The organism is Nibrella saemangeumensis, assembly GCF_039541915.1.
Classification (GTDB): domain Bacteria; phylum Bacteroidota; class Bacteroidia; order Cytophagales; family Spirosomataceae; genus Nibrella; species Nibrella saemangeumensis.
Genome location: NZ_BAABHD010000030.1, coordinates 224821 through 249339, shown reverse-complemented (window position 1 = coordinate 249339; position 24519 = coordinate 224821). Strand labels below are relative to the sequence as shown.

Genomic DNA, 24519 nt, shown 5'->3' with positions numbered 1-24519 from the left:
AAAAAAAAGTTTACAAAAAAACAGTTTGGAATGGCAATACTCCTAACTTCATCATATATTAGCACCCGAAACAATTGAATTAAGAGTAAAGTTAGAACAACCCGGCCATCTTGCGGCCGGGTTTGTCTTTTGTTTAGCTTGAGGGCACAGATATGTTGTATTCTCACACCATAGCATCTCTCAACTGTTGACCCAGCCACACATTTCTCTTAGGAAATAAATAGCCTTGCATGCAAATCCGTAAGCAAACCAAGAGGCACGTACAACTAGATTTAGTTATAAGTGCCTGATACTAAAGGCGGATCCCGATGGATTCGAACCCCAACCCTCGGCTTATAAGGCTAATATCAGGTTGAGCAATAAAAAACCTTCTAGCGCTTGAGGTTGTCTGTGACGGAAGTGATGATCAGAAAAGCAATTTATTTTTAGTCATGAAAATCGGCTGTGGCTTATTATCGTTTCCACTCATTCATATAAGTTACCCTGACGATTTAGACAAACGGTAAGGGCAGGCTTGATCTGTAAGAACAAGCCAAACCCACTATTTGGCTTTGAGCAGTTGGAAGTCAATTTGGCGAATTTGGATTATAGAGCGGTATAGGTGAGGACAAGATCCGACATATGGGAAATAGGGTCCCATCTTTGGTTTCTTCCTTTTTTGATTTTGATTTCTATAATGAGATTGAAACCTATTTCAGGAGCCTACCCAGATTTATAACTACTTGATCATCCATAACCATTGGCTAGCCGCTGGAGCCGACCAACCAGACGGAAGACCGGACCCCACACTGAGGTACTCCCCACTGTTTAGAAAAAAAATGGGGGATTCAAAATGAAATGACTTCGGATGCAGGGGCTTCAGCAACCTGTTTAGGGCTACCTAGCCTTGCTTCAAAACTAAGAGCAAAATCACCACCCTTGTGTTGAGAAGCCGATCGGAAGGGGTGTAAACATAACCACCCCATGCTAAGATTCAAAGACCGCTTTGGGTGTTAGGCCCCCTAAAGCCGAATGAGTACGCTGCTCGTTGTACCAGTGGATATACCATTCCAGTTGCTGATAGGCTTCCTGACCATCCCGATAGCTTTTCAGGTACACTTCTTCGTATTTCAACGACCGCCAAAACCGCTCCGTAAACACATTGTCGATGGCCCGCCGTTTGCCATCCATTGAGGGAATCTGTGATAAAAATTGTAAAAATGACGGTCTTAAAATAAGTTATTTTTTATATGAGGTAGTTAGTCCCTGTCCGACAATCTGTGCAACAATTGAAAATGTTTTGCAACTTGTTTTGCAACCACAACAAAAAAGCCACTTAACATTTCTGCTAAGTGGCTTATTATCAGAGCTCCCGAAGCTGGGCTCGAACCAGCGACCCTCTGATTAACAGTCAGATGCTCTAACCGACTGAGCTATTCGGGAATCGTGGTGCAAAAGTACGCCCAAATGGTATTCTGCGCAAGCCCTGTGGCTAAAAAATGTTGTTTATTTTTGCTTCCTGCTACTTCCCCGGCACTAAATCCGTGATAGTCAATAGCAACCTCTACCGCGCGGGATTCCCAAACGCGTCGGGCCGGTTGTGCGGTACATTCTGCAGGATGATCTCCTTGATCCGACGGGCGTCTCCCTTGGAAAAGTTTCGGATAACAATTTCCGGACGAGCCCTGGGAATGATCCGGATCGTGGCGAAAAACATCCCGTTGTCAATCTCTACGCCGGAAATGTCGGAGTAGAATACAAAGTTGTCAGTCCCGCCGATCAGCTTGGTCACACGAAAGGTAACACCCTTGTCGTTGAACTCGACCACATCCTGCCGGACCGGGTCTTTCAACATGCTTGATCTGAAAACCTCTGCCATGGTTGTTTCCGTTGTAATGTTTCTGGTCTAAAGCTCAAATAAACATACTTTCAGGCAATCAACGCTTACTTTTATGTACCGAGACGTAAATTAATTTCTTGGTTTCAAAAAACGGCTCGTCAAAATAGTCGGATAATTCGTAGATGCGATAGCGGTCTTTGACCTCGCTCAGTTCCTCGGCCAGGTCTCCGCCTTTCAGGTACAAAACCCCGTTGGGGATGCTATTGTTACCCTCCTTCCGGATTTTGTACCGCACCCAGCCCAGAAAGGGATTTAGCCGCGTAACGGCCCGGCTGACTACAAAATCGTAGGAGGTGTTCATGTGCTCTACCCGTACCTGCTCAGCCTTCACGTTGGTCAGCCCCAGCGCCTGCGATACTTCGTTTACAACTTTGATCTTCTTACCAATACTGTCGACGAGGTGGAAGTCGGCGAGGGGGAACAGAATGGCCAGCGGAATGCCCGGAAACCCGCCACCGGTACCGACGTCCAGAATTTCGGTGCCGGGGCGGAACTCAACCAGCTTCGCAATGCCCAGCGAGTGCAGGATGTGCTTCTCGTACAGGTGTTCAATGTCCTGCCGCGATACCACATTGATCTGCGCGTTCCACTCGCGGTACAGATCTCCCAGGGCGGCAAAGCGATCGTACTGTTCGGCGGTCAGTTTCGGAAAGTATTTTTTGATCAGATCAACACTCATCGCCAGGCAAGTTTTCGGCGTCGGCGGAAAAAGGTGGCAACGCCCATGACTATATAATATAAGGATAACAGCGCATCCATCAGCGAAAGGGTGTACCAGCCAACGGTACGGCTCAGCCGGTAGCTGATCCGCCCGACCACCAGCCAGAAGGCCAGCAACCGGAAGCCGAAGAGACCCAAAGCGACCCAGAGCAGCGTGGTCGGGGTCACAAACGGTACCAGCGCGGTCATGACACCCGCCAGCAGCCAGGTCATCACGTGCGAACCCGTCAGCAGGCCGAGCCGCAGCTTGTGCGCAGGCTTGTACAGCCGGCCTACGCTTAGGTGCCGGCGTTTCTGGTGCCGCCATTCCCGCCAGGTTTCTTTCGGGGCCGACCAGGTAAAGGTGTCTTCGTGGAGGCTGACGGCCGTGTTGCGGGCGTTGGCGGCTTCGTTGATAAACAGGTCGTCGTCGCCCCCCAGAATGCGCATGTGCGAGTAAAATCCCCGGTTGTCGAAGAACACCGACCGGCGGTACATCAGGTTGCGGCCCACGCCCATATACGGACGGCCCGCCAGCGCCAGCGACAGGTACTGCACGGCCGTAAACAGGGTTTCGCTCCGGATCACCCAGTTCAGCAGGCCCGGCTGGTGGTGGTAAGGCGATACCCCCAGCACAATCTCGGTCCCGGCCTTACTCAGGTGAGCGGCCATGCCGGCAATCCAGTGCGGACTGGCCGGCCGGCAGTCGGCGTCGGTCAGCAGCACCACGGGGTGCCGGGCTTTTTTCAGGGCTATTGTCAGGGCGTACTTCTTGGGCGTGACGTGCTCGTGTTCGCGGTCGATCCGGAGGTAGCGGACGTGTTGCAGTTGGGTCGTAACTTCCTCCAGGTAATCCAGGGTGCCGTCGCGGGAGCGGTCGTCCATTACCAGCACCTCAAATTCGGGATAAATCTGCTGGTCGAGCAGGGGGAGGAGTTCTTCCAGGTTTTCGCGTTCGTTCCAAGCGCAGACTATGACTGTAACGCCGGGCACCGCTGTGCCGGGTACCGCCGTACCGGGCATTGTCATACCGGATACCGCGGTGCCGGACATCGTCATGCCTGATGAGGGGCGGCCGGCTGCCGTTATACCGGAGAGGGAACTGCCCGGTACGTCGGTCGTCAGAAGCGGATTCGCTGCGGTAGCGGATAGCATCGGGGTACCGGTCTGGGCTGCCTGGCCGACAGGAAGGTCGGGGGTACGGTGCAGCGCCGTTCGCGAATAAATAAACACAATGTACACAAGCTGTATACTGATTGCTATCAGCCACAGTACCAGCACCACCGTTATCACAAAAGCTCGTAGAGGTTAGATCGTTAGTTATCCGTTTTAAGCCGCAAATATAACCCGAGTTACCGGAAAAACCCGGAGCGCCGTAACTTTGCAACCTATGACGTTTACGATTCACCAGACTGATCCGCAGTCGCAGGCCCGCACGGGTACGCTGACGACCGATCATGGACCTATACAGACGCCTATTTTTATGCCGGTGGGCACGGCCGGTACCGTTAAAGCCGTTCACCAGCGCGAACTGGAACATGACATCAACGCCGAAATCATCCTCGGCAATACCTACCACCTGTACCTGCGGCCCGGTCTCGACATCCTGAGCCAGGCCGGCGGGCTGCACCGCTTCAACGGCTGGCAGCGGCCTATCCTGACCGATAGCGGTGGCTACCAGGTGTATTCGCTGTCGAACACGCGGAAGATTAAAGAGGAGGGCGTGACATTTAAATCGCATATCGACGGCTCCGCCCACATCTTTACACCAGAGGGCGTGATGGACATCCAGCGGACCATCGGGGCCGACATCATCATGGCCTTCGATGAGTGTACGCCCTATCCCTGCGAGTACGACTACGCCCGCCGGTCGATGGACATGACCCACCGCTGGCTGCAGCGCTGCATTACCCGTTTCGACGAGACCCAGGGGCATTACGGGTACCGGCAGGTGCTGTTTCCCATTGTCCAGGGCAGTACGTATACGGATCTGCGACGCCAGTCGGCGGAAGTAGTCGCCAGCCACGGCCGGGAAGGCAACGCCATTGGCGGACTGGCGGTGGGGGAGCCGGCCGAACAGATGTACGAGATGATCGCCATCGTGAACGAGATCCTGCCCGCCGACAAGCCCCGCTACCTGATGGGCGTGGGTACGCCGGCTAACATCCTGGAAGCCATTGCGCTGGGCGTCGATATGTTTGATTGCGTGATGCCGACCCGCAACGCCCGGCACGGCATTCTGTTTACCACCGAAGGGGTCATTAATATAAAGAATGAGAAGTGGCGCAACGACTTCAGTCCCATCGATGCCGCGCTGGGTGGTTACGCCAGTACGCAGTATAGCCGGGCGTACCTGCGGCATCTGATCCGGTCGGAGGAGATTCTGGGGGCTCAGATTGCCAGTCTGCACAACCTGACCTTCTACTTATGGCTAGTTCGGGAGGCCCGGCAACACATCGCGGCCGGTGATTATAATTCATGGAAAAATGACATGACGACCCGCCTGATGAAGCGTTTATAGAATTATAATATGTTCATTGCGCTATCAGAAAGAATTCATAATTTGGGCCAAACATTGGGTCTGGAATCTTGTTTGTAAACTTAATGAAAATACATAGCTTTGCGGCTAACGGCTGAATAAACGGCCCGTATACCGGATTATTTATATCTCTGGTCCTGTTCTTTTCACACTTGATGTTCGATTTATCTGTTTAACAATAACCTGAGACACATGAAAAAAGTATCCCTTCTGGTAAAGGCATTAGGATTGGGTACATTGATTTCGGCAGGGGCATATGCACAATACAACCCTAAGGCATCTTACGAAGGTCCTGCTAAAATGAATACCTGGTCGCTTTCTATCCACGGCGGCCCGACTCAATTCTTCGGTGATCTGCGCGAATACGATTACTATCCGGTGGGTCTCAATAATTTCGACAGTGCCAGTGAGCGGGGTACTTATTTCGGTGGCCTGACGGTAGGCAAACAGTTATCGCACCTCTTTGGCCTGCAACTGGGCGGCAGTTACGGCACGCTGCGCGGGATGAAACGCCGGCAGTATTTCTCCTATTTCCGCTCCGAATACCTTCAGGGGGATCTGACCGGCAGCGTCAACCTGAAAAGCCTGCTCTTCGGGGTCAATAAAATGAAACACTGGAAAGTTGACGTCTATACCGGGGTCGGGCTGATGTCCTTTAAATCCACGGCTTATGAACTGGGCACCGGCCGGGTGCGCCGGTATACCGGTAATACCGGCGACGGGGTGGTTCGCAATGCCTCCAACCGCAACACGCTGGTTATACCTGTCGGCTTGGGTGTTCACTACGAACTGAGCCCCCGCTTTGACCTCGGCCTCGACATCCGCTATAACCGCACCAATACCGAACAACTGGATGCGACCATCGGGGGCGATGCCTCCAGCGTGTTCGATCCGGTGGGGCCACGGGGCAGCCTGACGGCCACTGAGATGAAGCGCGGTAACTCAAACGTCGACGGCTACGGCTACGGAGCGGTCATGCTGACGTATAAACTCGGCAAGCGGGCGATCCGGGTGCAGAAAATAAACGGTAAATACGAATACGATACCACGCTGGGTACCTACCACCTGCGCTGGACCGATCCGAAGTCGCTCATCAAGCCGCCGGTAATCCTGACGCTGGAGCAGATCGACTCGGTCGCCAAAGCCAACCGCCCGAAAGATATTGACCCGCGCCTGCTGACCGATACCGACAACGACGGTGTGTCTGACTACTTCGACCGTCAGCCGAATACGCCCGCCGGCAGCATCGTCTCCGGAGCCGGTGAAGCCATCGACTTCGACAAGTACGTGAGTGCCGCCCTGCCGGGTGTAGCCTGCGCCGAGATCTTTACCAACGTGCAGTTTGACACCGACAAAAACGTCATTAAGCCGGAGTTCTACGACATGCTGAACAAAGTGGTCGAGCTGATGAACAAAACCCAGTGCCGCCTGCAACTGGCCGGCCATGCCGACCGCCGGGCGTCTGACCGCTACAACATCGCGCTGTCGCGTCGCCGGGTTGAGGCTGTCCGGCAGTACCTGGTTCGCGCCGGTCTGAACGACCCCAGTCGCATCGTCGTCGACTACTTCGGCTCCTTCAAGCCGGTGGGCGACACCAGCCGCCCCGGTCTGACCAAGAATCGCCGGGTTGAGTTAAGATTGGTGCCGTAAACGAGATTGAGCCATAATAATCTGGCCCCGCAGCAATGCGGGGCTTTTTTTGTACGTACCGACACAAGGCCAGCCCCTAAGGGCGAAACATCGGTAGCACCAGGGAATTAGCGTGCCAACACCAAGCCCCGGATGGGGCGTAACAACCGCCCTACGGCATGTTACGCCCCATCCGGGGCTTACTTAGGCTTTCTGGGATTATGGCTTCTCTACCGATGTTTCGCCCCTGGCGGGGCTGGTCATCCCTTAAATTCGGGATGACTCCTGTTTTCGGCTATCAGAAAAGAGAACGACGCATCAACGGAAGAAATACGTCAGACCAGCGGAAATCAGCAGCCAGTTATCATTAGTATTAGTTTCGTATTTGTTGCCGTAAATCCAGCCACCGTTATTAGGCGTTCTTTTTCCTAATGGATCTATATAGGTAGAGTTATCGTTATCAATCGTTGCATCAAGCTTATCAGTCCGTACCAAATTAAGTCTGACTCCTCCATGAACACTTATTTGTTCACTCATTGCTTTATGAAACGACAATCCTATTGGAATAACCAGCTCACGGGTATACCGTATATTGGGTGGGCTAGTAATTTTATATCCGTCGGGGGAGTGGTGACTGGTTGAATCACTGGTATAACGTTGAAGTTTGTTTGTTAATATGTCATAAGCCTTAGTATGGAAGTAGATTAATCCCACGCCAGTAGTAAAGTCCAGCACCGAATGGGTTCCTTCAAATTTGAAGAGACGTAATAAGTCAATAGAACCAGCAAGGGCAATTTGCGCAAACTGTGCTTTAGCCTTCGAAATATAAAAGCTACTTTCACGAGCCTGCATAAAGCCCCGGTCAAAGATTATCTGACCCGCAATGACCCTGGTTATTGGAACTTTAATATCCATTCCATAACTCCAGTCCCGAGCCTGTTCATTCAGGTCGCCAAATAGTACGGTGGCGCCACCCCGCACCGTTACACTGGCCGGCACATCTTCTTCTTTTCGCTTTGTGTTGTAGGATGGTTGAGTTCGCTGCGCAAAGCAATCGGTCCAAAGCGTAAATAAGGTGGTACTCATGAAGAGTAACAGGTACAGTTTTTTCATAAGCACTTGCTTCATATTACATATGGTGACGAAAATAGTAAAATATTGTATATAACTGCGTTGCCGGCCTCTAACTTTAATCGTATAGCAAACAAGTAGAGTAGTAATTGCACTTTAATTTCTATTTAGTAGATTTGTAGACTGCTAGTACTGGCAGGTAATCTGTAGTTTGTCCATATACCACTGTGACGACCTTTGTAAAAGATATACAAATTGCCATTATCGGATTAGGCTATGTTGGCCTGCCCCTTGCCCTTGAGTTCGGTAAACAATATCCCACGATCGGTTATGACATCGATACCCACCGGGTGGGTGACCTCCGGCAGGGGCACGACCACACTCGCGAAACGGCTCCGGAAACCTTCCTGGCCAGCAAAAACCTTTGTTTTACGGCCGATCCCGACGAACTGGCGGCCTGCAACGTCTACATTATTACCGTTCCGACGCCCGTCGATAAATACAAGCAGCCGGATCTGTCATTTCTGCGTAATGCCTCCAAAATGGTCGGTAAACTCCTGGCCAAAGGGGATGTGGTCATTTACGAATCTACCGTTTACCCCGGCTGTACCGAAGAAGAATGCGTACCCATTCTGGAGCGCCATAGCGGCCTGACCTTTAATACCGATTTCTACTGCGGCTACTCGCCCGAACGAATAAACCCCGGTGATAAAGAGCGGACGCTGACGAAAATCCTGAAAATTACCTCCGGCTCCACGCCCGAAGCGGCTGATTTTATTAACCGGTTGTACGGCTCCATTATCGAAGCCGGAACCTACCGGGCTCCGTCCATCAAAGTGGCCGAGGCTGCAAAAGCCATCGAAAACGCCCAGCGCGACGTCAACATATCGTTTGTCAACGAATTGGCTCTAATCTTCGACCGCATGGGCATCGATACCATGGACGTGCTGGAAGCGGCCGGCACCAAGTGGAATTTCCTGAACTTTAAGCCCGGCCTGGTGGGTGGGCACTGTATCAGCGTGGACCCTTACTACCTGGCGCATAAGGCGCAAAGCCTGGGTTACCATCCGCAGGTGATCCTGTCGGGACGTCGGGTGAACGACGATATGGCGATGCACGTGGCCAACAAACTGGTCAAAAAAATGTCGTCGCAGGGCATCCATATTCACGGTAGCAACGTATTGATCCTGGGCTTTACGTTCAAGGAAAATTGCCCCGACATCCGGAACACCAAGGTGGCCGACATCTGTACCGAGCTCACAAGCTTCGGCATCAACGTGCAGATCTACGATCCCTGGGCGGTGCCGGCTGAAGTGGAAAAAGAATTTGGTATCCAACTCTGTCAGCAACTGACGGAGGGGAGCTACGACGGCATTATCCTGGCCGTAGCGCATCGGGAGTTCAAAGAGCTTGACATTTCAGCGCTGAAGAAAAGCAGCCAGAGTGTGGTGTATGATCTGAAATCCGTGCTGGATCGGGAGCTGGTGACGTTGCGGATTTGACCCCCCTTGGTCCCCCCTTGAGGGGGGAGAGGGCTGGCGCATGTTTATCACAGCCTTTGAAGGAGGAGTATAGGTAAGGTAACTTTTTGATTATAAAGTTTCTGTAATTAATGTTCAGGCTTCGCCGACCCCTATAGCAGGCGACAGCATCCCCCCTTTAAGGGGGGCAGGGGGTGTTAAAACATAACTTGTACTGAAACAGGCCGGCGTACCCATCACCGGCCGACGAATAGTAAATACCTGAATGAACGTAACCATTTACCAGCTCAGCCTTTGGGCGCTGTTAGGTATGATATTGGCCTCGTGCCAAACCAGCCGTCGAAGCGGTAGCGGCCCGACTGACAATTTTACCTATTTCCAACCGGAATCACCTACGGCCGACAGTGTAGCCACGGCCATTAAAGACCAGTACGTGTTCCGGCTGGCACCGGGCGACATTATCGCCATCAATGTATCTAGCCTGAGCAAGGAGGCCGACGCGCAGTTTAACCCATTTGTGGGTAGCAGTCTGACTGTAGGCAGTACCAGCGGAGAAAATAACCTGCCGATTGGCTATCGGGTGAGCGAAGACGGCACTATTAACTTCCCCAAGCTGGGCCGGATTAAAGTAGTCGACCTGACTACGACCGAATTGGAACGCAGGTTAAGTGAACAACTACTGACTAGCCTGCGCGAGCCTTATGTAACCGTCCGGCTATTAAATTTTAAAGTTTCTGTGCTGGGAGAAGTGGCAAAGCCTTCAGTATTCACAGTGCAGAACGAGCGAATTACCCTAACTGAGGCTCTTAGTTTAGCGGGCGATTTGACCCAGTTTGGACAACGGGAAGATGTGCTGGTCGTACGCGAAATGGCTGGGCAGCGGACGTTTGGCCGGGTAGACCTGCGTAGCCGTACCCTGTTTAGTTCGCCATATTATTATTTGAAGCCGAACGATGTCATATATATAGCCACTAGGAAATCTAAGAAGTTATTGGCAGGCAACTTCTTTCCCTGGTTGCCCACTATAGTCAGTGGTGTGACTCTTTTGGTATTTACGTATGCTAACATTATTCGCCGGTAGATGCCGGTACGAGTATGACAGAACTTCTTAATAAGTCGTCTGACATTAACAAAGATTACTTTCGGTTTCTGCTCCAGAAGTATGTTAGAAACTGGTATTGGTTTCTGCTTTCCGTACTGGTAGCACTGGTGGTTACCTTTTTTGTTGTTACTCCATTAAAGTACAGCTACAACGTCCGGGCCAGTATAGTCATTCTGGATGATGAAAATGCCGCTGAAGCCGGTAATCGAGAGTTTATGCAGCAACTCGACATCTTTTCTTCAGCAAAAATTGTGGAGAATGAAATTGAAATACTGAGATCGTATACGTTAGCTCGTAAAGTGGTTGAAAATTTAGGTCTTGATGTCGATTATACAGTAAAGGATGGTCTCAAAACAAAAGACATTTTTAAGAGATCTCCTGTTAAACTGCTAGTTCACTCTCCTGATCCATCCGCCTATGATGAACCCTTTGAGGTGGAGTTGAGAGAACAAGAGATTGTTATTGACGAGGTTTCTCATCCGTATAATCGCCCGGTGCAAACACCCTTGGGTCGTGTAACCCTTCAACGAAATGATTCTGTACCGATCCATTATAATACACTACAGATTACTCTACGCCCTAAAAATGTGACTGTAAAGTCTTATGTAGACCGACTGCGGGTATCTCAAGCCAGCCGATCATCATCAGTGCTATACCTTAATCTGGAGGATACCGCACCTGATAGGGGGGAAGCATACCTAAACCGACTAATCCATTTTTATGATCTGGTTTCGCTTCAGCAAAAGAACCAAGTCGCTACCAATACACTGCGTTTTGTGGAGGACCGACTGGGAATTATCAGTAATGAACTGCGCGATGTAGAGAGAGAAGTACAGAGCTATAAAGCGAGGGCTGGTATTGTTGATCTTAGTGCTGAGTCTTCTTTATTCCTCGCTAAAGCACAGGAGACAGATAAAGAACTCAGTACAATCAATCTGCAGCTTGGGGCGCTTCAGGAGTTAGACAGATATATAGGTGGCAAAACCAGCCGTAGTAATCTGGCACCGGCTACACTTGGGCTGGCTGATCCTACTCTCAACGTTTTGGTAGGAACAGTATTGGATCTGGAAGTACAGCGCGAAAAATTAGTTAAAACCGTGCCGGAAACAACCCCGGCCGTAGAAGCCTTGGACAACCAGATCCGACTAACCAAAGCAAACCTTGCCGACAACATTAGTGCCCTGCGCAAAATTCTGGTGAATAACCAGCAAAAACTTCAGACAAATAACCGGCAGGTTGAAAGCCTGATTCGGACTGTACCCGAAAAAGAGCGGGTTTTGCTGGAAATATCCCGGCGTCTGGGCATCAAAACTAACCTGTACAATTTTCTGCTGCAGAAGCGAGAGGAAACAGCTTTATCCTACGCGGCTGCGGTTTCCAACATTCGGGTAGTCGACCCGGCCCTTGCCAATCATAATCCCAGTCGGCCAGTCAAGAAAAACTTCTACGCCTTTGCGCTGGTGCTGGGTCTATTGATTCCAGTGGCGGGTTTCTGGCTGGCTGATTTCCTAAATACTAAACTCAGCCGGAAGGCACAGGTCGAAGCTGCTGTTGAAGCTCCAATTGTAGGTGAAATCATTCAGTCTAACACTACCGATCCATTGCAGATTACAGCTACCAGCCGGACTATATTGGCGGAGCAGATTCGTACACTCCGTACCAATTTGCAGTTTTTTGATACTGCTAACGACGGAAGCCGATGTATCCTGATCACCTCCAGCGTCAGTGGAGAAGGTAAATCATTTATATCCTTAAACCTGGGGGCTAGTCTGGCTTTTACAGGAAAGCGAGTGATTCTGCTCGAATTGGATATGCGCAAACCTAAGCTTCATCGCTATCTGAATGGTGATAAAACCTTTGGCCTGTCCAACTATTTGGCCGGCCAGGTAGAGCTAGAGTCAATTGTCCAATCCGTAGTTGATTATCAAGATTTATACTTTTTACCCTGTGGGCCGGTACCTCCTAACCCGTCAGAGCTACTCAGCAGCAGCCGAATGCGGCAGTTATTTGCTGAACTACGACAGCAGTTTGACGTAATCCTGATTGACACACCACCGATAGGGCTGGTAAGCGATGCGCAAATATTGGCCCCTCATGCCGACATTACGCTGTATGTACTTCGATACCTCTACACCAACAAATCATATTTAAGAAACGTAGCGGCTTACTATAAGGAGAAGCGGTTTAAAAATCTGGCTTTACTCGTCAATGGTATTCAGGCGGGCAAAGATTTCGATTATAGCTATGGCTACGGATACGATGGGTATAGCTATGACTATCGAAACGGTTATCACGTTGAAGAAAAAGTAAACGGTAAGGCAGGGCATTGGTATAATCGATTTATCCGGCTAAAAGATAAAGTATAGGAATGGTAACGGAAAATCAATTTGAACCAATAAACCAGGAGGTAGAAGACCTGAAAGATCTGTACCCGGTTGAATACAGAATTGAACCTCCAGCTCGTTTTTCGCTGGGCCTGGAGGAACTCTGGCACTACCGTGAACTATTTTACTTCTTTACCTGGCGTGATATAAAAGTTAAATACAAGCAGGCTGCTTTAGGCTTTTTATGGGCTATTCTGCAGCCGTTAGCACTAGTTGTCGTATTTACGTTGGTATTTGGAAAAGGGCTCAACGTCGAGACAGACGGCATACCCTATCCTGTATTTGCCTATTCAGGACTGTTGTTCTGGAATATATTTGCCAGTGGACTGCAAAGCTCGGCTAATAGTATGGTAACTAATGCCAATATTATCCGAAAGATCTATTTTCCCCGACTTATTATACCTATGTCGGCAATTTTAGTAAGTGTATTCGATTTTGTAATGGCGCTAGTCGTTTACAGTGGTTTGCTTCTCTACTATCATCAATCTGTCAATCTGGCTCGGATAATATTACTGTTGCCGTTCAGCCTGATATTAACAGTAATAGCTACATTCGGTCTGGGTACACTGCTAGCTGCACTAAATGTAAAGTATCGGGATTTTCAGTATACGATTCCGTTTTTGATTCAGTTTCTGATGTTTATTAATCCAGTAGTGTATTCGACATCGATATTTCGTTCAGAAACGGCTCAGTATGTAATTGCACTGAACCCTATGGCAGGTGCCATTAATTTATCCCGGGCCGCTTTCCTGAGTAGCTCAATACGCTGGGATCTGGTAAGCATCAGTGTAGGTTCAGCTATTCTTTTGTTTATGGTGGGAATTTATGTATTCAGGAAGACAGAAGCCTATTTCGCTGATTTAGCTTAGAAAAGTTGGGTAGGTAAGGGAGATTACGAAGGTGTTTAAGGAATGAAGCCAATAATAGAGGTAAGGAATCTTTCTAAAAAGTATAGAGTAGGTGAGCGGGATCGTTATCTGGCCCTCAGAGATGTCTTATCAAATCCCTTCAGAGCAGTATCTAAACGAGTTAAGCAACAATGGGAGGATGCTGAATTCTGGGCGCTTAAGGACATAACTTTTGATATTTATCCAGGGGAAAGTATTGGAATAATCGGTCGCAACGGAGCTGGTAAATCAACACTGCTCAAAATTTTATCGAAAATTACTCCTCCAACAAAGGGATGGATCACGTGCCGGGGGAGGGTGGCGAGTCTGTTAGAAGTAGGAACTGGATTTCATCCTGAGTTAACAGGAAGAGAGAATATATTCCTGAATGGCTCGATTCTCGGTTTACGCAAGTGGGAAATAGAAGATCAATTTGATGCAATAGTTGACTTTAGCGGAGTAGAATACTTTCTTGATACTCCTTTGAAAAGATACTCGAGTGGAATGCAGTTAAGATTAGCGTTTGCAGTAGCCGCGCATCTAGAACCTGAAATTCTTGTAATTGATGAAGTGTTAGCTGTAGGTGATGCAGAATTCCAGAAAAGATGTATGGGAAAAATGGATGAGGTGAGTAAAAGTGGAAGGACAGTATTATTTGTAAGTCATAATACAGGCGCATTGAGGAATTTGTGCGCAAAGTCTATACTACTAGAGAATGGTAAAATAGTTTCACAGGATAATACATCCATTGTAATAGATAAATATTTACAAAATAATTTAGCTAAGGAAGCACTTTATGAGAGCAAAATAACTAAAAGTAGCGATCTTTTTTTTAAAAAAATTACTATATGTGATGAGAATGGCAATAGGAAAGGGATATTCTTACATGATGAACCAATTTACATAAGCTTTAATATTGGTTTTAACGTTTCTCAAGAAAAACATGATTATAATATTTTCCTTTTAGTACTAAGCTCAGACAAGTCGAAGGTTTTTGCTGCTGAATCTGGTGTTATAAGGAAAGAGAATATGATTATTAGAATTGAGAGAGAATTTTTGGTGAGAGGGCGATACACAATAAAAGCGTTTATCCATAAGCCGCAAGTTGTTCAAATTGATATAGTTGATGATGTATGTACTTTTGAAGTAGTAGATAACGGTTCAAAACTCAATGTACATGGAGATTACGATTATGGCAAAGTGTTTGGTAAGTACACTTGGCTTTAGGCAGTGTAATTATTTATGACGTTCAAGATGAAAAGTGAAAAGCCCATAGTTAATAAGGAGTTTTATTATAGTTATCCAAGGCCGGAAATGTTAAGGTACATTGATACTGGTGTGAAAAATATACTGGAGTTTGGATGCGCCGATGGGAGCTTTGCTGCAAAAGTGAAAGAGAAGTTTGATTGCAATTATATAGGTGTTGAACCATTAAGTAAATATGCAAATATCGCAAGGACCCGGTTAAACTATGTTTATGAAATAACGGCAGAAGAGTTTATAAGTAGCAGCGAAGGTATGGAAAATAAATACGATGTGGTTATTTTTAACGATGTCCTGGAGCATCTAATAGATCCGTATACGTTATTAAAAGATTTAAGAATGTTGTTAACTCAAGGGGGTAAAGTTGTGGCGTCCATACCGAATTTTTTAAATTTTCAAAATATATATTCTATTCTCAGAGATAAAGACTTTAAATATTCTGAACATGGCATTTTAGATAAAACACATTTAAGGTTTTTTACCAAAAGAAGTATAGAAAGGCTCTTTAATGAAAGTGGGTATAACATAGAAATTATAGAAGGCATAAATTGTAATATTAAATCAAAGAAATTTAAAGCTCTCAATCTTATTACCAATGGATATCTTGATGAGTTTAAATTTATGCAGTTTGCTATAGTTGCAGTAAAAAAATAGATTATGAATTTTCCAAATGTTACAGTACTTATAGTTACGTATAACTATGGCCAATACATTGGTGATGCAATAGAAAGCGTTTGTAATCAGACATACCCACAGGATAAAGTAGAGATAGTGATCGTAGATGATGGGTCCAGTGACAACACACAGGCCCTAGTTAAAAAATACTTAGAGAAAAAGAGTAACATTAAATATTATTATCAGAATAATGAAGGTAAGGCAAGCGCAACAAAAAAAGGTATAGAGTTAAGTACTGGAGACTATTTGTTCAACCTAGACGCTGATGATTTCTATCACCCAAATTGTATTGAAGACACCATTCAAATATACAATAATTATCCAGATGTAGTACAGGTTAGTCATGTGCCTAACAGGTGGGAAGTAAAAAATAATGTATCCATTCCACAGTTACATAAACACCATTATGTTAATCGTTCAATGATTGGAATCGACCTTTATAGAAAAAGCATGTTCAACGGAGTTACTTTTTGTATGGGATCCTGCTTTTCTTGTAGAATGTCAATTATAAAGAGTTCAATTATCATGGAGGATATAGATATGTACATTGATTACTTTTTATTCTTTTATACATTAACTAGAGGAAGAGTTTATATATTGAATAAGGTTTTAAGTACTTTTAGGAGACATGAAAAGGCGTATTCAGAAGGACATATAAAATATGAGAGTACTGAGATAAGAACATTACGCTACTTAAAATCTGCGAGAGCAGTTTACAGAGAAGTTAAAGTTTTATTTAAGGATGAAACCGACATTGTAAAACGCACATATGTGGATCTTCTTGAGCATGAAATTAGCGGGATAAAGTACACGCGAGCTTCTAGAATTATTCTCTGGATTAAGTATATGAAAAGTATTCTTAATATTTTTTACAAGTATAGTAACCCGACTTTATACCTTATTAGAGGAGTAAAAAAGTCGTTTTACTGTTTTACAAAGTGAAGTTAAGAATGGAGAAGAAGGTATTTATTGCTTGCTCAGGAATTGGGAATATTTATAGAGGGTTTGAGACTTTCTCTCGTGCTCTGTTTGACTCAATAAATAAAGACAATGGAATTTGCTTCATGTTATTTAAAGGTGCTGGGAAAAATGATAAAGCGAAGAGAGAATTCACACTATGGAATTTTAAGAGGAAGGGCCTACTCGCTAAATTAATAGGCAGAATAATCAGAAGAGACCCTTACATGGTGGAACAGTTTACTTTTTTCATAAGCATTATACCAAAAATTTTCAAGTATAAGCCTAAGATTATATTTTTCTCTGATTATTATTTTGGTATATTTCTTTTAAATTTTAGAAGTCTTATACCTAAAGGGTTTAAATATAAGCTTGTTTTTTCCAACGGTTTACCATTAGACCCCCCGTACAAATTTGATTTTGTTCATCAATGTCTGAATACATACAGAGAGAAGGCAATTAGACAAGGAGAGAAAAGAGAAACGCAATTATATGTTCCATATGGGTTTTTTATAGAACCTTCTCTGGAAAAGCCAGCTAAAGCGGATCTAAGACTTGCTCTTGAGCTACCTCTTGATAAAATGATTATAGTTACTGTTGGGGCTGTGAATAGCTACCACAAGAGAATGAATTATGTTATTGAGGAGGTAGCTTCTTTAAATAGGAATGATATATTTTTATTAATTGTAGGTGAGACTGAAAGTGAATCAGATAAAGTAATCACCTATGGTAAAGAAAAGTTAGGCGAAAATTTTAAACATAGTAGAGTTCAGCCTAATGAAATAAGTTTGTTTTATCAAGTTGCAGATTATTTTGTATTAGCCTCTCTAAGAGAGGGCTTTGGTAGAGTGTATATTGAGGCTTTGGCATTTGGCCTCCCAGTTCTAGTTCATGATTATGATGTGACACGTGAATTGTTAGGCATTTACTGTTACAAAACAGATATGAGTAAGATCGGAGGTCTTAGGCTTTTATTTGAAGAGGTTTTACCTATTACTCAAAGTTCGCAGCTCAAGAGTAGTAGAATAATTTACGCATACAAGAACTACTCTTGGGATAGCTTACAACTTGAATATTTGAATTTATTTAATAAAGTAATTGAGGCAAGCTGAAAAGACGATTATGAAGTTGGCGGTACTTGGATATCAAGATGTTGAGGATATTAATCTTTGGTCTGGAATACCGTATCATGCGTTTAATGCCTTTCAGAGAGAGAAGACAATTGACGTTACTAAAGTTTTTCCCTCACAAGAGCCGCTTCTCCCTGGGAATAGTCTTTTTAGGTTTTATTTTAATTTTATACAAAAAGCTCGCCAACCGTATTATTATCATTATAACAAGAGTTATATAGAGTACAAGAACGACCAGATAAATAAGTACATTCGTAGAATTAAGCCTGACTACATTTTAACGTTTTGGCCCTACCAAGTTGCATATTTAGAGACGGTTGTACCTATCATTATTTGGACTGATGCTACTATTGACCTTCTAATCAAAACATGGGGTTACGATCGTATGGCGAATGTTAGTCAAAAAGATGCTTTACAAGCAGAGCATGATGCGCTATCACGAGCAACCTTAGCCGTTTACTCTTCAGATTGGGCAGCGAGTTCAGCTCGCAATATTTACAATGTTGATCCTAATAAGGTAAAGGTCATCGGCTTTGGCGCGAATATTCTTCGATTCCCTGCTTTTTCTAAAGAAGTAAGTAAAAATAAATGTAATCTACTTTTTATTGGATATGACTATATCAGAAAGGGTTTACAGAAAGCTATTGACATTACTGAAGCAGTAAATTCTTTAGGGTTAGAAGCAATACTCACAGTTATTGGCCCTGAACAAAATATTAACAGTAAATACGTAAAATTCTTAGGAAGGCTGAGCAAAGATGATACTGAAGAGTACTCAAGGATAGTTAATGCTTATAATGAGGCAACTTTCTTTTTATTACCTACTTTTTCAGAGCCGTTTGGGATAGTTTTTTGTGAAGCAAGTTATTTTGGAGTACCCTCTTTATCTCATAATGTGGGAGGTGTGTCTAATGTAATTGAAGACGGTGTTAATGGTAAACTTTTCCTATTAGATTCTTCCCCTAATGATTTTGCTACTTATATTAAATCTGTTTTTTCTAATTGGCCTCAATATATGGCTCTCAGAAATAGCACGAGGAGCCACTATGAGACTAACTTAAGTTGGGAGGTGTCAATTAAAAGGTTGTCTAATTTTCTAATTTAGTTTTGTTAATGAAGATTATTTTTATATGTAATAAGTTTCCTCCTGCTATTGATGGTGTTGGAGATTACACATTTCATCTCGCGAACAACTTTTATCAACTCGGACATGATGTGTCTGTCATATGCGCTTACTGTGAACTTGTACAACAGAAGGTAAGTTCTGGCTGCTTTAACTATAATGTTTTCCCAATAGCTAAAAGTTGGAGTCTTTCAGATTTAGCTATAATAAAGCCTGTTATTAATTCGTATAAGCCAGACTGGCTTCTAGTGCAGTATGTGCCGAACTCATTTAGCCGGTTAGCTATACCATTTGAATTCCCTTTGTTGCTTCTTAGGATAAAGAATCAAGATACTAGAATATGTATTACTTTTCATGAGCTATATACACGTATGGTTTATTGGCCGTTTAAGCATTTGATATCGGCTTTAGCTCAACGATGGATTTGTACTAAACTGGCACAGGTGGCAAATTTAATTGTGGTCAGCATAGATATTACCTATAGCTTACTCCAAACTCGTACTGATAAGCCTATTCATCTTATTCCAATAGGTTCAAATATTTTGCCATTCCATATTCCTGATGAACAAATTGTATCAACTCGAAATGAGTTAGCTCCAAATGGTGAATCTATTATCAGTACCTTTGGTAATCGAGATCAAGATACCTTGATTCAGGTGTTTTGTAAGTTAGTTAGGAAGCGTCCTGAAGTCAAACTTCTAATCTGTGGAGTGCTTCGTTTATCTCCTGAAGGTTTATGTTTGTTTGATTCTCTTAAAGACAAAATAATTATTACAGGTCACCTTCCCAATAGGGATGTATACCGCCTTCTTCGAAGTAGCGATGTCTTTTTTTTACCTGATCCTGTAGATTCCTCTGGAGAAGGTGGAACTAGTACAAAGAGTGGTTCCCTTGCTGCTGCATTAGTAGCAGGCCTTCCTGTAGTTGGTACTTCTGGCCATATGAACGATAAGCTGCTTTCTCAAGTAAAAGGTTTATATTTAGGAGATTACACAAACCCCGATGAATTAGCATATTTAATTCTCAAGGCAATGGAAGATAAAACTGGTGGTAAGCTTAATCAAGAGTTTGCTTCTAGTTTTCTCGCTTGGGAATATATAGGAAAATGTTACAATGATCTATTGTCAAAATAACCAATCATATGGATATTACTATAGTGATGACAGCCTATAATACATGGGATTTAGCATATAAGGCTGTTAAGGCCGCTCTGCAGTACAGTTCCGGTAAGTTCCTAAAAGAAATTATAATTGTGGATGATGCATCTGTACCAAATGAAGAGATTATAAGTGCTTTAACCTCTCTCGATAAGGTTAGAGTACATATAAACCCTACCACAGTCGGTTATGTGAAGAATGTAAATATTGGAGTAAATTTAAGTACTACTGAATTAATATTTTTATTAGATTCAGATGCTTATCTCCAAAGTAATTATGAGGAACAGATTGTTGCTGCTTTTTTAAATGACCCTTCATTAGGAGCACTCGGGTTTAAGCTTGTAGACGGGGATGGACAACTTACTGGAAATGTAGAGAGTATTCCTACAGTTTGGAGCTTAATTTTAGGCCAACGTATCAATTCGATAGTTGGTGATAAATTGCATTCTAAGGATTTTGTTATCTATTCTTCATGTACTGTTTTTCGTCGCAAAGCTTTTGACGATGTAGGGGGGTATGATGAAATTTTCGAGTTTATTGAAGGCGATGTTGATTTTTCGATGAAACTAATTCAGAACGGTTGGAAGCAAGCAATTTTGAATTCTGTTGTTGCTATTCATGTTGGTGGAGGAAGCAAGCAAAAAACCTCTAAAAGAGTCATTCTCTACTATAGAGATCGTTATAAACTTTTGATTAAACATAATAAAATAACCGCCCCATTATTATTTAAAACTTTAGTTTGGATTAGAGTTTTTTCCGAAAAAAGCTTTTTGAAGGCTTTTGGATCTATCATTTACCCTGAGCGTGATGTATTGGAAGATAAATTGTATAGCAGGCAGGAATTAGTTAAACTTGTCGAAAGTTGGTAAGTATTCAAAACGATTAATACTTACTTCTTACTTGTCGTCATCTTATAGTTTAAATTTTTAAATAATGTTAAAGCTTTAACCTGTTTTATAGCAATATGCTAGAATCTCTTTTTTATAAAAAAATTGAATATATTAAAAAACCCATTCAAATTTTTAAGCGCTTGTATTGGCCTTTTTTGAAAGATACAACTAACATTAAGTGTCATCTACCGTGGGGACTTTCTTTGCTTGTTGACCCTAACCAAACAATTGGAAAAGCTATTTATACCTTAGGAGTCTACGACTTAATTCTAACTGAAACAATTCATAGAATAATTTCAACAGGAGATAACGTATTTGATGTTGGTGCAAACATAGGGTATATTACTAATCTTATGGCTTATAAATGTGGAGCGAATGGTAAAGTTTATTCTTATGAACCTCATCCATATTTAGTTGATGAGTATCTGTTAAAGAACATTCAGCTACTTAGGGACGCTGGATATTCTAACGTTGAATTCTTTCCATACGCACTCTCTGATGTAGATGGTGAGGGTATTTTGAATATACCAAGCGGTTTTGAAAACAATAATGGCATTGCCACTCTTGAACATAAGGGAGAAGCTGTTAGATGTACTATTCCGGTAATTCTTAGAAAGCTCGATAGTCTTATATCTTTGGATAAAAGCTTTAAATTACTTAAAATTGATGTAGAGGGGCATGAATACTCAGTTTTTAAAGGTGCAAAAACTTTACTAACTAGTGGAGTGATAAAAAATGTTATCTACGAAGAACACCTAGGAATAAATAGTAAAGCGTCCCAGTATTTGAAGTCTTTAGGGTATACTATATATAAATTAAATAGATCTAAATATGGTGTGGCAATTTGTAACCCAGATGATTCTCGACTTGATATTTCTTATGAAGTTGTGAATTATTTAGCTACTAAAGAACCAGAATTTATTCAAGATGCATTTTCTAACAAAGGTTGGAATATATATAAGTAATGTATAATTTGCCTTAAACTTGTTTTATGAAAATTATTTTCTATTCTCCTAATTTTTACCCAATGATTGGCGGTTTAGAGAATGTAGTTAAAGACTTAGCTATAGAACTAAGCCATTTGGGGCATAAAGTCCGAGTGATAACTTCAACTAAGTCTGATCGCAAGGACTATTTTCCCTTTGAAGTTATTAGAGGTACTAGTTTTGTCAGTACAGTTAAGCATATGCTCTGGGCTCAAGTAGTTATTCAGACTAATGTGAGTTTAAAAGGTTTTATTCCTATTCTCTTATCCAGAAAACTTTTTGTTGTAAATCATCAAGGTGAATATAATACCTCAATCAACGGTCAATTAAAAAGGATAGTCGCGCGTAAATTTGCAATTAATGTGAGTTGTAGCTCATATATCGCCCGTAACTACGAAAATTGTGAAGTTATTTTAAATCCATATAACCCCAAAATTTTTTACACGATTAATTCTTATGATCGTCCTAGGGACTTAGTCTTTCTAGGTAGATTAGTATCTGAGAAAGGAGGAGATGTTTTACTACATTCTCTGAAAGTTCTCAAGGATGAACATGCGCTTAGGCCTTCTGTTACTATTGTAGGTGAAGGGCCAGAGGAAGGAAACTTGAAAAATTTGTCCAATGAGCTTGGCCTTAGTTCCCAGATTACATTTACTGGTAATGTTTTAGGTGAAAAATTAGCCCGTTTGCTTAATCAGCATAAAGTAATGGTTGTTCCATCTGCTTATGCTGAGCCATTTGGAATTGTAGCCTTAGAAGGTATCGCATGTGGATGTTTAGTTGTCGGATCAGATGCAGGCGGTTTACCAGAAGCTATAGGACCTTGCGGAGTGACTTTTCCTATGGGAGACGTCTCAGCTCTGTCTCTTCTTTTAGCTAAGTCTTTATATGAGCCATTTTGGCGGGAACATTTTCAGCATAACGCTAATATACACCTGCAAAAACATACTCGTTCAGTAGTTGCAGAAAGGCTCTTGTCAGTTATTAGAAAATTTGATTATGGACGAGATTAATCTAAATAAAGCAAAAGCTTTTAATATTAAATTATTAGCGTATCTATTTTTGTATACTACGTTTAGTGGAGCTGTTCGAAAATGGGTACTTACAGATTCTTTATCAGGTAATATTATATTATTTGGCCAAATAGTTTTGCCGATCGTTTTAGTCAGTTTCTCTAAATCTAAGTCATTAAGTAGCTCTAATTTTACTGTAAGTATTTTTTTTGTTTTAATACTTATATTAATGGCTTTTAATCCTCTCTCTCATACTATTTGGCATGGTTTGATTGGTATTCTTCTGCATGTTGGAGTATTTTTGCCACTTATTTTTTATTTGAATGATCGGGATGCTTTTCCCCTTGAGAAACTTACTAGCATCTTTCTTATTATTGCTGTGATAGAGGGCATTTTAGGAGTAATTCAGTTTATGGCCCCTGCAGATAGCATTATCAATAGATATGCACGAGATATGGAGGTGGTGGCTTTACTTTCAGCGGTAAATAAAGTCAGAATTTCTGGTACTTTTGCTTATCTAGCTGGTCAAACCTCTCTGTTTGCTTTCTTCGGGTTTGTTTTCTGGGGGATGAAACTTCTTAAAGTAAATACTTTGAAGGTCGTATTATTATTAACTATATGTTTAGTTATTACTCCTATGACTGGTTCCCGTGGGTTGGCTGCAATGTTAATAATTCTTGTTTCTTGTAGTATACTCTCTACCACAACAGACTTTCGTAATTCCGTAGCATTTCTATTAGTTTTTGGATTGATATTTATGTTCTACCAATATAACCGTGTTTCATTAGTAGATGAAGCTTATACCGGGTTATATGCTAGAGTTCAAGGACACAGCGCCGATGGTGAGAACATAGCAAGAAGCGTTGGACCTTTAGAGGAAATCGTTAAGTTTAAAGGTCAGTACCCATTTTTGGGAACTGGATTAGGTGGGACTTATCAAGGGTCGATTTCTTTATTTGGAGAGTCTATTTATAATAGAGATTATGGATATTATGAAGAAGAAGCAGAGCGGATTGTTCTTGAAGGTGGCTTTTTGCTGTTCTTTGTGAGGTTGTTTATGTGGTTTTATTTAATGCGACTTACCACTATTCCTTTTGTGTTTAGTTTGATGCTTATTTATCTTAATGTATTTAACTCTAATACTGTCTTTAATTCTGTCTCTGCCTTTTACACGTTCTTAGGAATTATGTATCTTGACCGCTGTTTCTATTTAAGAAAGTTAAATTCTCCTTAGATGAAGATTGTTGTATCACATGAGGGGAAGCAACATGTTAATCAACTACTTATTGCGCTTGAGACGCGAGGTTGGTTAAAAAGTTTTTACACGGGTTTTGCTACCAACATCTTAGCTTCTTCCATACAGAATATTTCTTTTATTCGCCCTCAACTCAGGAAAAAGATTTTTCTTAATATACCATCTCAAAAGATTCGCTCCCAGTATTTATCAACTCTTCTCTCTCGGCTTTATCGAAGTCATTATTTGCACGTACGGTATCTATTCTCTATGTTTGATCGTTGGGTTGCCCGTCGACTAGTAAATGACCTGCGTTTTGATATTCTGATTGGCTACGAAAATTGTAACCTGATATCTTTCCGAACGGCTAAAAAGTTAGGGAAGGTAACAGTTCTAGATCTTGCCCACATCCATCACACA

The 24519-nt window shown here is 43.2% G+C and carries 21 protein-coding genes and 1 tRNA gene; 16 read left to right on the top strand and 6 right to left on the bottom strand.

Going from position 1 to position 24519, the window contains the following annotated elements:
* Nucleotides 1-966: 966 nt before the first annotated feature.
* The 5 genes from ABD949_RS16095 to ABD949_RS16075 all read right to left on the bottom strand — a co-directional run bounded on the left by ABD949_RS16095 (nt 967) and on the right by ABD949_RS16075 (nt 3871).
* A complete protein-coding gene (locus ABD949_RS16095; protein WP_345244875.1) occupies nt 967-1170 on the bottom strand; it encodes an integrase core domain-containing protein in 204 nt (67 codons plus the stop codon).
* A 178-nt stretch (nt 1171-1348) separates the two neighbouring features.
* A tRNA-Asn gene (locus ABD949_RS16090) sits at nt 1349-1422 on the bottom strand.
* 121 nt (nt 1423-1543) lie between these two features.
* Nucleotides 1544-1858, bottom strand: coding sequence for a hypothetical protein (locus ABD949_RS16085; RefSeq protein ID WP_345244874.1), 315 nt, complete (start codon nt 1856-1858; stop codon nt 1544-1546).
* 58 nt (nt 1859-1916) lie between these two features.
* Complete coding sequence (rsmG, locus tag ABD949_RS16080) at nt 1917-2558, bottom strand: 16S rRNA (guanine(527)-N(7))-methyltransferase RsmG (protein ID WP_345244873.1); 642 nt, start codon at nt 2556-2558, stop codon at nt 1917-1919.
* Nucleotides 2555-3871 (bottom strand): glycosyltransferase, encoded by a 1317-nt coding sequence (locus ABD949_RS16075; RefSeq protein ID WP_345244872.1) that lies wholly within the window; start codon nt 3869-3871, stop codon nt 2555-2557. Before ABD949_RS16075 ends, rsmG begins: the two co-directional genes overlap by 4 nt.
* A 97-nt stretch (nt 3872-3968) precedes the next feature.
* Here ABD949_RS16075 and tgt point away from each other — a divergent pair, with 97 nt between their 5' ends.
* A complete protein-coding gene (gene tgt / locus ABD949_RS16070; RefSeq protein WP_345244871.1) occupies nt 3969-5099 on the top strand; it encodes a tRNA guanosine(34) transglycosylase Tgt in 1131 nt (376 codons plus the stop codon).
* Nucleotides 5100-5309: 210 nt separating this feature from the next.
* Nucleotides 5310-6767, top strand: a complete 1458-nt coding sequence (locus ABD949_RS16065; protein ID WP_345244870.1) for an OmpA family protein — start codon at nt 5310-5312, stop codon at nt 6765-6767.
* A 297-nt stretch (nt 6768-7064) separates the two neighbouring features.
* Here the strand turns inward: ABD949_RS16065 and ABD949_RS16060 are convergent, their stop codons facing one another.
* Complete coding sequence (locus ABD949_RS16060) at nt 7065-7874, bottom strand: hypothetical protein (RefSeq protein WP_345244869.1); 810 nt, start codon at nt 7872-7874, stop codon at nt 7065-7067.
* A 170-nt stretch (nt 7875-8044) separates the two neighbouring features.
* Here ABD949_RS16060 and ABD949_RS16055 point away from each other — a divergent pair, with 170 nt between their 5' ends.
* The 14 genes from ABD949_RS16055 (at nt 8045) to ABD949_RS15990 (ending at nt 24099) form a co-directional block, all read left to right on the top strand.
* Nucleotides 8045-9319 carry a nucleotide sugar dehydrogenase gene (locus ABD949_RS16055; RefSeq protein WP_345244868.1) on the top strand — a complete coding sequence of 425 codons (1275 nt, stop codon included), beginning with the start codon at nt 8045-8047 and terminating at the stop codon, nt 9317-9319.
* 244 nt (nt 9320-9563) lie between these two features.
* The gene (locus ABD949_RS16050) at nt 9564-10379 is read left to right on the top strand and encodes a polysaccharide biosynthesis/export family protein (protein ID WP_345244867.1); all 816 of its coding nucleotides are present in this window, start codon (nt 9564-9566) and stop codon (nt 10377-10379) included.
* 128 nt (nt 10380-10507) lie between these two features.
* Complete coding sequence (locus ABD949_RS16045) at nt 10508-12766, top strand: polysaccharide biosynthesis tyrosine autokinase (protein ID WP_345244866.1); 2259 nt, start codon at nt 10508-10510, stop codon at nt 12764-12766.
* 2 nt (nt 12767-12768) lie between these two features.
* The gene (locus tag ABD949_RS16040) at nt 12769-13653 is read left to right on the top strand and encodes an ABC transporter permease (protein ID WP_345244865.1); all 885 of its coding nucleotides are present in this window, start codon (nt 12769-12771) and stop codon (nt 13651-13653) included.
* A gap of 42 nt (nt 13654-13695) precedes the next feature.
* Nucleotides 13696-14898, top strand: a complete 1203-nt coding sequence (locus tag ABD949_RS16035) for an ABC transporter ATP-binding protein (RefSeq protein ID WP_345244864.1) — start codon at nt 13696-13698, stop codon at nt 14896-14898.
* Between the two features lie 27 nt (nt 14899-14925).
* Entirely contained in the window at nt 14926-15588 is a 663-nt protein-coding gene (locus ABD949_RS16030) for a class I SAM-dependent methyltransferase (RefSeq protein WP_345244863.1), read from the top strand.
* A gap of 3 nt (nt 15589-15591) precedes the next feature.
* Nucleotides 15592-16551 carry a glycosyltransferase family 2 protein gene (locus ABD949_RS16025; RefSeq protein ID WP_345244862.1) on the top strand — a complete coding sequence of 320 codons (960 nt, stop codon included), beginning with the start codon at nt 15592-15594 and terminating at the stop codon, nt 16549-16551.
* Between the two features lie 8 nt (nt 16552-16559).
* On the top strand, nt 16560-17678 hold the full coding sequence (locus tag ABD949_RS16020; RefSeq protein WP_345244861.1) for a glycosyltransferase: 1119 nt from the start codon (nt 16560-16562) through the stop codon (nt 17676-17678).
* Between the two features lie 10 nt (nt 17679-17688).
* Nucleotides 17689-18801, top strand: coding sequence for a glycosyltransferase family 4 protein (locus tag ABD949_RS16015; RefSeq protein ID WP_345244860.1), 1113 nt, complete (start codon nt 17689-17691; stop codon nt 18799-18801).
* An 8-nt stretch (nt 18802-18809) separates the two neighbouring features.
* Entirely contained in the window at nt 18810-19952 is a 1143-nt protein-coding gene (locus tag ABD949_RS16010; protein WP_345244859.1) for a glycosyltransferase family 4 protein, read from the top strand.
* An 8-nt stretch (nt 19953-19960) separates the two neighbouring features.
* The gene (locus ABD949_RS16005; RefSeq protein WP_345244858.1) at nt 19961-20845 is read left to right on the top strand and encodes a glycosyltransferase family 2 protein; all 885 of its coding nucleotides are present in this window, start codon (nt 19961-19963) and stop codon (nt 20843-20845) included.
* Nucleotides 20846-20940: 95 nt separating this feature from the next.
* Nucleotides 20941-21831, top strand: coding sequence for an FkbM family methyltransferase (locus ABD949_RS16000; RefSeq protein ID WP_345244857.1), 891 nt, complete (start codon nt 20941-20943; stop codon nt 21829-21831).
* A gap of 26 nt (nt 21832-21857) precedes the next feature.
* Complete coding sequence (locus tag ABD949_RS15995) at nt 21858-22865, top strand: glycosyltransferase family 4 protein (protein WP_345244856.1); 1008 nt, start codon at nt 21858-21860, stop codon at nt 22863-22865.
* Nucleotides 22852-24099, top strand: a complete 1248-nt coding sequence (locus ABD949_RS15990) for a hypothetical protein (RefSeq protein WP_345244855.1) — start codon at nt 22852-22854, stop codon at nt 24097-24099. Before ABD949_RS15995 ends, ABD949_RS15990 begins: the two co-directional genes overlap by 14 nt.
* The last annotated feature ends 420 nt before the right edge of the window (nt 24100-24519 follow it).